Annotated in this window: 8 protein-coding genes; 7 read left to right on the forward strand and 1 reads right to left on the reverse strand. The window is 69.7% G+C overall.

From position 1 onward, the window contains the following. Positions 1 to 259: 259 nt before the first annotated feature. A complete protein-coding gene (locus B7X32_RS13905; protein WP_292720709.1) occupies positions 260 to 2149 on the forward strand; it encodes a lipase family protein in 1890 nt (629 codons plus the stop codon). Positions 2150 to 2179: 30 nt separating this feature from the next. Here B7X32_RS13905 and B7X32_RS13910 read toward each other — a convergent pair whose 3' ends face one another. Then, the gene (locus B7X32_RS13910) at positions 2180 to 2965 is read right to left on the reverse strand and encodes a DNA/RNA non-specific endonuclease (RefSeq protein WP_292720712.1); all 786 of its coding nucleotides are present in this window, start codon (positions 2963 to 2965) and stop codon (positions 2180 to 2182) included. A 256-nt stretch (positions 2966 to 3221) separates the two neighbouring features. Here B7X32_RS13910 and B7X32_RS13915 point away from each other — a divergent pair, with 256 nt between their 5' ends. The 6 genes from B7X32_RS13915 to B7X32_RS13940 form a co-directional block, all read left to right on the forward strand. Continuing rightward, complete coding sequence (locus B7X32_RS13915) at positions 3222 to 5258, forward strand: MDR family MFS transporter (RefSeq protein WP_292720725.1); 2037 nt, start codon at positions 3222 to 3224, stop codon at positions 5256 to 5258. A 47-nt stretch (positions 5259 to 5305) separates the two neighbouring features. After that, positions 5306 to 5923: a TetR family transcriptional regulator gene (locus B7X32_RS13920; protein ID WP_292720715.1), complete on the forward strand. Its 618-nt coding sequence runs from the start codon at positions 5306 to 5308 to the stop codon at positions 5921 to 5923. Positions 5924 to 6323: 400 nt separating this feature from the next. After that, positions 6324 to 8399 (forward strand): MDR family MFS transporter, encoded by a 2076-nt coding sequence (locus B7X32_RS13925; RefSeq protein ID WP_292720717.1) that lies wholly within the window; start codon positions 6324 to 6326, stop codon positions 8397 to 8399. A gap of 56 nt (positions 8400 to 8455) precedes the next feature. Continuing rightward, positions 8456 to 9064 (forward strand): TetR/AcrR family transcriptional regulator, encoded by a 609-nt coding sequence (locus B7X32_RS13930; RefSeq protein ID WP_292720720.1) that lies wholly within the window; start codon positions 8456 to 8458, stop codon positions 9062 to 9064. After that, positions 9061 to 9645, forward strand: coding sequence for a GNAT family protein (locus B7X32_RS13935; RefSeq protein ID WP_292720722.1), 585 nt, complete (start codon positions 9061 to 9063; stop codon positions 9643 to 9645). The genes B7X32_RS13930 and B7X32_RS13935 overlap by 4 nt, the downstream gene beginning before the upstream one ends. Positions 9646 to 10198: 553 nt before the next feature. After that, a partial coding sequence (locus B7X32_RS13940) for a cold shock domain-containing protein (protein WP_292720728.1) occupies positions 10199 to 10288 on the forward strand: 90 nt, incomplete at its 3' end.

The following is a 10288-nucleotide window of genomic DNA, read 5'->3' on the forward strand; positions in this document are numbered from 1 at the left end:
TTCGTGACCGTCGCGGTGATCGTGTCACCGACGCGGGGAAGCTGATCGTCCATGCATCCACCTCCTCTCCCATATCGGGCGAAGGAGAACAGGCGGATCACGGGGCGGGCGGGCAGCCCTTCCATGTCGTGCCGCGCATCGCGTCCGGCACCATCCCGATCTTCACAGCGCGAGTCTAGCCGCGCGGCGATCGAGCGGCGCCTCCCCGCCGCTAATCTGGCGACAGCCGCGGACCGCGGCGCGAGCCGAAGGAGACGCCGTGGTTCCGAACGAGTCCGCACCCGCCCCCGAGAACGCCGCGCCGAAGAACGCCGCCCCGGAGACTCCCGCGCCGCGGACAGGACCGTTCCGCCGCCTGTCCGCGACGGTCGCGCGGTGGAGCGCACCGATCCGCATCGTGCTGGGGCTCGCGATCGTCGCGGTCGGCGTCTTCTTCCTCCTCGTGTCGATGACCGTGCAGACGATCGCGCTCGTCACCGGGATCGGAATACTGCTGGCCGGCGTCGCCGTGCTCCTCACTGCGGGCGAGGACAGCGCGCAGGACGAGGATCACGGATCCGCGTCCCGCCCGGTCGCCGCGATCGTCGCGCGCGTGCTCGGGGGGCTGCTCGTGCTGCTCGGGGCCGGCATGGCGCTGTGGCCGGTCACGGGTGCTCCCCTGCTCTCGCTGCTCCTCACGATCGCGCTGATCGCGTTCGCCCTGGCCACCGCGGCGCGTGCGTTCCGCCCCGGCGCGGATCAGCGCATCACGGGGATCATCGCGGCGGTCGCGACGCTCGCGGTCGCCGCGATCACCGTGTTCTGGCCGGTGCTGACCCTGGTCGTGTTCCGGCTCGGCGTCGGCGCGTGGTTCGTCTTCATCGGGCTCCAGCTGCTCGTGCGCGCATTCGTGCGCCGCTCCCCCGCTCCCGCCCGCCCGCGCCGCCCGTGGGTGCGCTGGCTCCGCACGATCGGGGCGAGCGTCGCCCTCGTGCTCGCGGTCGCGCTCGCCGCAGGCAGCGGCGCGCTGCTCGGCGGCACTCCCCTGCCGGTGCCCGACGCGTTCTACACGCCGCCCGCCGCCGTGCCGTCCCAGCCCGGCACGCTGATCCGCTCCGAACCGATGACCGTGGGCGTGCCCGCCGGGGCGAAGGCCTGGCGGATCCTCTACACGACCACGAACCCCGACGGGTCGCCGGCCGTCTCGAGCGGCACGGTGCTCGCGCCCGCGGATCCCGGGCCGGATCCGCTGCCGCTGCTCACGGTCTCGCACGGCACAGTCGGCGTGGTGCCGGGCTGCGCGCCGTCGCTGAGCGCCGCCCCCTTCGCGGACGGCGCGGGCACGGCGATGGCGGACATGGTGACCGAGCACGGCTGGGTCGCCGTCACATCCGACTACATCGGCCTGGGCACGAAGGGCCCGCATCCCTATCTTGTGGGAGATGCGGAGGCCCGCAACGTGTGGGACGCGTCGAAGGCCGTGCTCGGCTTCAAGGAGGTGCGCGTCTCCACCGACACCGTGATCTGGGGCCACTCGCAGGGCGGCCAGGGCTCGCTCTGGACCGGCCAGATCGCCTCGTCCTATGCTCCGGAGTTCACGGTCAAGGGCGTCGCGGCGTTCGCGCCGGCCTCGAACCTGTACGCGCTCGCCGAGGCGATCAAGTCCGAGACGGCGGGCAAGACCGTGTCGGCCTACATCGCCGCGACCTGGGACAAGGTGTTCCCCGAGCTGAACGTCGAGAAGAACCTGACCCCCGGATCCGCGGGGCCGGTCGAGCGCATCGGCGGACTCTGCTTCAACGGGCACGACGGCCTCGCCGCGATCCTGCGCGGCAGCCAGGTGCCGAACCAGATCTTCCCGAACGCGCTGCTCGATGGCCCGTTCGGCGACAAGCTCAAGGAGCAGGAGCCCACCGGGCCGTTCCCCGCGCCCGTGCTGGTCGCGCAGGGGCTGGCGGATCCGCTCGTGAAGCCCGCGATCCAGGACGAGTGGGTGAGGGCGCGCTGCGAGGCCGGGATCCCCGTCGACTACCGCACCTACCCCGGGCTCGGGCACGTCGAGCTCGTCGGACCGGACTCCCCGCTCACCCCGCAGCTCGAGCAGTGGACCCTGGATCGCTGGGACGGCAAGGCGCCGACCCCGGACTGCGACCACCTCCCCGCCGGCTGAGCGGGGATCCGGCCGAGGATCCGCCGCGGTTCAGAGCACGATGTCGTCGGCGCTGCGGAGCGGACGCCACTCGACAGGGCGGACCCCGCGGGTCGTCAGCGCATCGGCGGCCGCGAGGGGTCCGACGTCGACGCCGGAGAGCGCCGCGATCTCGGCGATGGGCACCTGGAAGGTGCGGAACCCGCCGAGCGGTGCGGTGGCGAGCAGCCCGTCCCTGGTGTCGACGAGATCGCTCTGGTCGAGGACGAATCCGGCCGCCGCGAGTGCGCCCGCCGTCTTCCAGGCCGCGATCTTCCAGAAGCGCAGAGGGATCAGGATGCCGCGGTACGGCGGATCGTCGTCGGCGAGCACCGGCGCGGTGAACACGGAGATGCGCTGCGCGGTCGCCTCGGCGTAGGTCAGCACGTGGTCTTCGAGGCCGAGCCAGAGCTCGGGGCCCTGATTGAAGCGGGCCGCCTGCGGGGCGGCGTTCGGGTAGACGAAGGTGGCCTCCATCGCGGCGCGCGCCGCGGAGACCTCTCCCCACCCCGGGTCGCGCCGGCGCACCAGGTGCCCGCGGTCGAGGTCGTTGCGCGCGTACACGGCGGGGCCGGTCTGCTCGTCCTCGCCGACCCTGGGGTCGAGCCGCCATTCGCCGCTGCGGGGCAGGTCGCGCAGCGTCGTGCCGTCGATGTTCACGCCCGTCGCCGCGGCCAGCCTGCGGGCGGGGTCGAGCAGCACCGTGAAGCGCGGATACGCGAGCTCGCGCACGTCTCGTTCCGGGCGCGGCAGCGGGACAGGAGTGGAGAGGAAGCCGGGCTCGTAGCCGTCCGTCATGCCTCCATCGTGACGGATGCCTCCGACACTGTCACCAGGCGGATCCCAATCCGTGCGTGCGAGAAAGCTTGCAAGGGTGTAACATTGCAGGGTTGCAAGTTTTGCGCCGGCGTCGGCGCTCGCGTCGATCGATGAAGTCCGCGGGCGGGATCCGCACCGCTCCATCCCCCGTTCTCCTGGAAGGACCTCTATGGCAACCGCCACCGACACCGTCACGACGGTCGAGGCGCCCGCCCCGTCCGCTGCGAAGCCGATCATGACGCACAAGCAGATCATGCTGGTGATCTACGGCCTGATGAGCGGCATGTTCCTGTCGTCGCTCGCGCAGACCGTCTTCGGCACCGCGATCCGCACGATCGGCGACGACCTGCACGGCCTCGATCAGCAGGCCTGGGTCACGACGGCGTTCCTCATCACGTCGACCATCGCCGTGCCGATCTACGGCAAGCTCAGTGACATCTTCGGTCGCCGGCCGCTGTTCATCCTCGGCATCGTGATCTTCATCCTGGGCTCCACGCTCTCGGCGTTCTCGACCTCGATGATGATGCTCGCCGCCTTCCGCGCCTTCCAGGGCATCGGCGCCGGCGCGCTCATGGCGCTGCCCCTCGCGATCATGGGCGACATCCTCGCCCCGCGCGAGCGCGCCAAGTACCAGGGCTACTTCTTCGCGGTGTTCGGCATCGCGACCGTGATCGGCCCGCTGGTCGGCGGCCTGTTCGCCGGCGCGAACCAGATCCTGTGGATCGACGGCTGGCGCTGGGTGTTCCTCATCAACATCCCGCTGGGCCTGTTCGCCCTGTTCATGGTGATCACGTTCCTGCACCTGCCCAAGGTCGGCAAGCACAAGGGTCCCCGTATCGACTGGTGGGGCGCGACGGCCGTGATCGTGGCGCTCGTGCCGCTGCTCATCGTCGTGGAGCAGGGCCGGACCTGGGGCTGGGACTCCGCCGCTTCCATCGCCTGCTACGTGATCGGCGGCGTCGGCCTCGTCGCGTTCGTCGTGATCGAGGCGCTCATGAAGGGCGACGCGATCATCCCGCTGAAGCTGTTCCGCTCCGGCACCTTCTCGATGGCCACCGTCCTGGGCTTCCTCGTGGGCTTCGCGATGTTCGGCGCGATGATGACCATCCCGCTCTACATGCAGATCGTCGTCGGCATGAACCCGACCGAGTCCGGCCTGTCGATGCTGCCGCTCATCGTCGGTCTCATGATCGCGTCGCTGGCCTCTGGCCAGATCACGGCGCGCACCGGCAAGTACCGCATCTTCCCGGTCCTCGGCACGCTCTTCACCGCGGTCGGGTTCTTCTCGCTCACGCTCATCCGCTACGAGACCCCGCTGTGGCAGATCTTCGTCGGCATGTTCGTGCTGGGCCTGGGCCTCGGTCAGCTCATGCAGCCGCTCACGCTCGCGAGCCAGAACTCGGTCGACCCGCACGAGATGGGCGTCGCGTCGAGCGCCGCCACGTTCTTCCGCCAGATCGGCGGAACGCTGGGCACGGCGGTCATGCTCTCCGTGCTCTTCTCGATGCTGCCCGCCAACATCGTGCACGCCACCGAGGACAAGGCCAACCTGACCGCCGCGCTCGACGCCGCGCTGGATCCGGCGACGTCGTCCAAGGCCGAGAACGCGGCCATCATGAAGCAGCAGTGGAGCGCCGTCGTCGGTCCGCTGACCGAGAACGTCCAGAAGCAGCTCGACAAGGGTCTGGCCGAGGCCGACGCGAAGGCGAAGGCCGCGGCCGGCGAGGCCGTGACGCAGAAGGTCACCGAAGGCGTGAACCAGGCCGTCGCCGCGGGGCAGCTGCCCGCAGAGGCCGCCCCCGTCGTGATCGCCCAGAAGGTCGCCGAGGCGACGCCGGCCGCCGAGGCCGCCGCCCATGAGCAGGTGCTGAAGGCGGTCGCCGAGAAGGCGCACGCCGGCGTTCAGGGCGACAAGGTCGTGGTGAACTGGGCCGATCACGATGAGCGCACCTACTGGGTCGACCAGCTGGTCCCGACCCTGCAGGACCAGCTCAAGAAGAAGGAGAGCGACGCCTCCGGTTCCTCCGGGACGGCGGTGAACGACACCTCCTTCCTGACCGGGGCGGACGCCGCGCTCAGCAAGCCGTTCATGATCGGCTTCATCCAGGGCCTCGTGACGCTGTACTGGGTCGGCTTCGGCGTGATCCTGCTCGCGTTCGTGCTGACCTGGTTCTTCAAGGTGCCGCCCCTGCGCGCCCGTTCCGCGCTGCAGGAGCAGGCGGACAAGGCCGGAATGACCGAGACCGGAAGCATCAGGACCCACAGGGCCTGAGCGGAGTCGGGGCGGGGAGACCCGCCCCGACTCTCGAGGAGAGCGAGATGACGAACACAGAGGCGCTGACCGCGACGGATCCGCACGCGGAGAACTGCGGCCGGCGCGAGCGCAAGAAGCAGCAGACGCGGCAGGCTCTGCACGAGGCCGCGCTCCGCCTGGTCGACGAGAAGGGTCTCGACGGCACCACGGTCGAGCAGATCTGCGAGGCCGTGGACGTCTCGCCGCGCACCTTCTTCAACTACTTCCCCTCCAAGGCCGCGGCAGCCCTGGACCTGCCGGACACCGGGATATCCCCCGAGGGCGCCGAGGCGTTCCGCGCTGCCGAGGGCGAGCTCGTGCCGGCGCTCTGCGAGCTGATCGGCGCCTCGATGGACGACGCGCAGCAGCGCAAGCGCATGAAGGCGCTGGTCGTGCGCCGCCCTGAGCTCATGCCCGCCTTCGCGCAGTGGATGGGCGGCATCCGCGAGCAGTACTACGCGCTGGTCCGCGAGCGCGCGGACGACGCGGAGGCCATGGCCGCCGTCGCCCTCACCATGGCGGCGCTCAGCGTGATCGTCCACGACGGCACCGCGGGCGGAGAGCGGCCGGGCGCCGCCCGCCTGCTCGAAGCCGTGGAAGACCTGGTGGCCGCCCGCGGCGCCCTGCTGCGCGACGCGGCCTGACGGCGCCCGCCTCCCCGCCGGAGTGCGGGACTCGGGTCTCCCCGGCGGAGTGCGAGACGCGGGTCTCCCCGCCGGAGTGCGGGACTCGGGTCTCCCCGGCGGGCGCGCTGAAGGCGGAAAACGCTCCTCGCGGCGCGGGTCGGGCGACGATATCCATCCCGCAGGGACGGGGATCCGCTCGGAGAGATGGAAAAGGTTCCTCGCGAGCCCCTCGAAGCCGCGGAATCCATCTCGTGCGCCGTGCGGATCCAGCAACCTCATAGCGAATCTGCGTTTGCGCAACCTTTCCTTTCGTGTAATCTTGCAGGGCTGCAACATTCTTGCCGCCAACGTCGGCGCTCGAAAGCGACGGGTGTCGACGACGGGCGACGGCGTCCTCGATCCATTCGAAAGGGACTCCATGTCCACCGCGACAGCAACCACAGGGGCGACGCGCACGGAGCGCAAGCAGAACGCCCCGATCATGACGCACAGGCAGATCCTGCTCGTCATCTACGGCCTCATGGCCGGCATGTTCCTCTCGTCGCTCGACCAGACGATCGTGGGAACCGCGATCCGCACGATCGGCGACGACCTGCACGGCCTCGATCAGCAGGCCTGGGTCACCACCGCGTACCTGATCACCTCGACGATCTCGGTGCCGATCTACGGCAAGCTCAGCGACATCTTCGGTCGCCGGCCGCTGTTCATCTTCGGCATCACCGTGTTCATCCTCGGATCCGTGCTGTCGACCTTCTCGACGTCGATGCTGATGCTGGCCGGCTTCCGCGCCTTCCAGGGCATCGGCGCCGGCGCGCTGATGTCGCTGCCGCTCGCGATCATGGCCGACATCCTCGCCCCGCGCGAACGTGCCAAGTACCAGGGCTACTTCTTCGCCGTGTTCGGCGTCTCCTCGCTGATCGGCCCGCTGGTCGGCGGCCTGTTCGCCGGAGCGAACGAGATCCTCTGGATCTCCGGATGGCGCTGGGTGTTCCTCATCAACCTGCCGATCGGCCTCATCGCCCTCGGCATGGTGATCGCATTCCTGCACCTGCCCAAGGTCGGCACGCACAAGAACCCGCGCATCGACTGGTGGGGTGCGACGGCCGTGATCGTGGCCCTCGTGCCGCTGCTGCTCGTGGCCGAGCAGGGTCGCGAGTGGGGCTGGTCCTCGTTCGCCGCGATCGCCTGCTACGTGATCGGCGGCCTCGGCGCGATCGCGTTCGTGCTGATCGAGATCGCGATGAAGGACGACGCGATCATCCCGATCCGCCTGTTCCACTCGAACACGTTCTCGATGGCGACCGTCATCGGTGTCCTCGTCGGCTTCGGCATGTTCGGCGCGATGATGACCATCCCGCTCTACATGCAGATCGTCGCGGGCCTCACCCCCACCGAATCCGGCTTCGCGATGCTGCCGATGGTCGTCGGCCTCATGGCGTCGTCCATGGCCGCCGGCCAGATCACGGCGCGCACCGGGAAGTACGGCATCTTCCCGCGCACCGGCACGCTGTCCACCGCGCTGGGATTCCTGCTGCTCACGTTCGTCTCGTCCAGCACCCCGGTGTGGTTCATGATGATCGGCATGTTCGTGGTGGGTCTCGGACTCGGTCAGCTCATGCAGTCGCTCACCATGGCGAGCCAGAACGCGGTGGCCGCGCCCGACATGGGCGTCGCCACGAGTGCCGCGACCTTCTTCCGCCAGATCGGCGGAACGCTGGGCACCGCGATCATGCTCTCGATCCTGTTCACGCTGCTGCCGCTGAACATCACGCACAGCATGGCCGACAAGCCGACGCTGACCGCCGCGCTGAACGCGGCTCTGGACCCCGCTGTGGCGGGCAAGGAGCAGAACAAGGCCGTCATGAAGCAGCTCTGGACGCCGATCACGGGCCCGCTCGAGCAGAACATCCAGGAGCAGCTCGACAAGGGCGCGACCGCGGCGAAGGCCGCGGCGGGCCAGGCCGTGACGCAGAAGGTCACCGAGGGCGTGAACCAGGCCGTCGCCGCGGGACAGGTCCCGGCCGCCGCCGCGCAGACCGTGATCGACCAGAAGGTCGCCGAGGCGACTCCGGCCGCCGAGGCCGCCGCCCTGCAGGCGGTCGCCGACAAGGCGCACGCGACGGTGCAGGACGGCAAGGTCGTCGTGGACTGGTCGAACAAGGATCAGCGCACGTACTGGGTCGACCAGCTGGCGCCGAACATCGTCAAGGAGATCGACAAGGGCACCTCGAAGGCGTCGAACGGATCCAGCAGCTCGGTCAGCGACACGTCGTTCCTGAACGGCGCGGATCCCGTGCTCACCAAGCCGTTCATGGTCGGCTTCACGCAGGCCATCGACGTCATCTATTGGGTCGGCTTCGGCGTGCTGATGCTCGCGTTCGTGCTGAGCTGGTTCTTCAAGGCGCCGCCGCTGCGCACCCGCTCGGCCCTGCAGGAGCAGGCCGATGAGGCCGGCGTCAGCGAGACCGGTACGATCAGGGTCCAGAGCGCCTGAGCGATGCAGCCGGGGCGGGCACGCCCCGTCCCGGCTTCGCGTACGAGGAGAAGAAGATGAGCATCGCGAACGCCGCCGGCGAGGGCCGGCGAGAGCGCAAGAAGCAGCAGACCCGGCAGGCACTGCACGAGGCCGCGCTGCGCCTGGTCGAGGAGCAGGGGCTCGACGGTACCACCATCGAGCAGATCTGCGAGGCGGTCGACGTCTCGCCGCGCACCTTCTTCAACTACTTCCCCTCCAAGGCCGCCGCGGCCCTCAAGCTGCCGGAGTCGGGCGCGGGCGGCGAGGTGGTGGAGCGATTCCTGCGCGCCCGGGGCGAGCTCGTGCCCGCGCTCTGCGAAGTGGTCGGCTCGTCGATGGACGAGGGAATGGACCGCCAGCGCATCAAGCAGCTGCTCATGCGGCGGCCCGAGCTGCTGCCCGCGTTCTCGCAGTGGATGGGGTCCGTGCGCGAGCAGCTCATCGAGCTCGCCGAGCGACGGGCCGCCGATCACGACGAGGCCATGCGCGCGGTCTCGCTCGTGCTCGCCGCGATGAACGTGCTGGTGCACACCCGCACCACGCCGGATCGCCCCGGAGCCGCGCGCCTGCTGCAGGCCCTGGACGGGCTCGTCCAGGTGCGCGGCGCCCTGATGTCGGATCCGGACTCTAGCCTGGAGGCATGACCTCCCCCGCCCTGGACCGGATCGCCCTGCCGCTTCGCACAGAGCGGCTCATCGTGCGCGCGAGCACGCCGGCCGACACCGATGCAGTGTGGCGCTACCGCCGCCTCGATGAGGTGAGCCAGTGGATCAGCACGGCTCCCGCTGACGCCGAGGCGTTCCGCGCGCACTTCACGGATCCGGAGCGGCTCGCCCTCACCCTGCTCGTGGAGCTTCCCGGTGTCGGCGTGATCGGCGACATCATGCTGCGCGTCGAGGATGGGTGGGCGCAGACGGAGGTGCGCGCGCAGGCCGAGGGCGTGCAGGCAGAGCTCGGCTGGGCCATGGATCCTGCGCAGCAGGGCAAGGGATACGCGACCGAGGCGGTGCGCGCGGTGATGGCCGCCTGCTTCACCGAGCTCGGACTGCGCCGGGTCAGCGCCGGCTGCTTCGCGGCGAACGAGCCGTCGTGGCGGATGATGGAGCGCCTGGGCATGCGGCGCGAAGAGCACAGCCGTCGCACCGCGCTGCACCGCAGCGGAGAGTGGATGGACGGCATGAATTACGGGCTTCTCGCCGAGGAATGGCGCTCTCTGACCGATTGAGAGCGTTTTCCGATCGGCGCGCCCGTGCGGCCTGGACAGGGGCGCGCGGCCTCGCCTAGTGTGGACCGCGCGCACGTGAAGACGGCTTGCTCCCGCCCGACGTCCCCAGCGAGGGCGGAAGGTCTTCCCCAGAGACCGGCGGCCAGTGCGTGCAATGGCCCCCTCGGCGCATCCAGTCCCCAATGGATCCCCCGGGGGGGCCGCTTCGTCCCCAGTATTCCGATGTACTGAGATGATACCGCCGCTGCGCAGATTTTGTCCCCCTTTTGGGGGACAGAACTCCCGAACATGGGTTATGCTGGTTTCAGACGCACCCTCCGGTCGTCCTGGGTCCCCATCGCTCCCCCCGCGGTGGGGACCCGCTCCATTTCCCGGGCGTGCATGCTGCGGCCCCGGGCGCTCCGGCCGCTCCGGAGGCGGATCCGGCCCCTGATGTCGGATGCAACATTTTCGTCACCTTGTCATCCGGGGTGTTGCGATGCGGGTCGACTCGGATAGCGTTAGCATCGTCGGCGCGTCTGCGCCGGCGTAAGCCCAAGCAAGAAGGCAGTACATGACTCAGGGCACGGTTAAGTGGTTCAACTCGGAGAAGGGCTTCGGCTTCATCTCCCCCGACGACGGTGGAGCTGACGTGTTCGCGCAC

It is taken from the genome of Microbacterium sp. 13-71-7 (genome assembly GCF_002257455.1).
Classification (GTDB): Bacteria; Actinomycetota; Actinomycetes; order Actinomycetales; family Microbacteriaceae; genus Microbacterium.

What these genes read in the sequence shown, in the direction of transcription:
- B7X32_RS13920 (WP_292720715.1), top strand. Translation starts at nt 5,306, where the DNA reads ATGACGAACACAGAGGCGCTGACCGCGACGGATCCGCACGCGGAGAAC.
- B7X32_RS13910 (WP_292720712.1), bottom strand. Translation starts at nt 2,965, where the DNA reads ATGACGGACGGCTACGAGCCCGGCTTCCTCTCCACTCCTGTCCCGCTG.
- B7X32_RS13930 (WP_292720720.1), top strand. Translation starts at nt 8,456, where the DNA reads ATGAGCATCGCGAACGCCGCCGGCGAGGGCCGGCGAGAGCGCAAGAAG.
- B7X32_RS13935 (WP_292720722.1), top strand. Translation starts at nt 9,061, where the DNA reads ATGACCTCCCCCGCCCTGGACCGGATCGCCCTGCCGCTTCGCACAGAG.
- B7X32_RS13915 (WP_292720725.1), top strand. Translation starts at nt 3,222, where the DNA reads ATGACGCACAAGCAGATCATGCTGGTGATCTACGGCCTGATGAGCGGC.
- B7X32_RS13925 (WP_292720717.1), top strand. Translation starts at nt 6,324, where the DNA reads ATGTCCACCGCGACAGCAACCACAGGGGCGACGCGCACGGAGCGCAAG.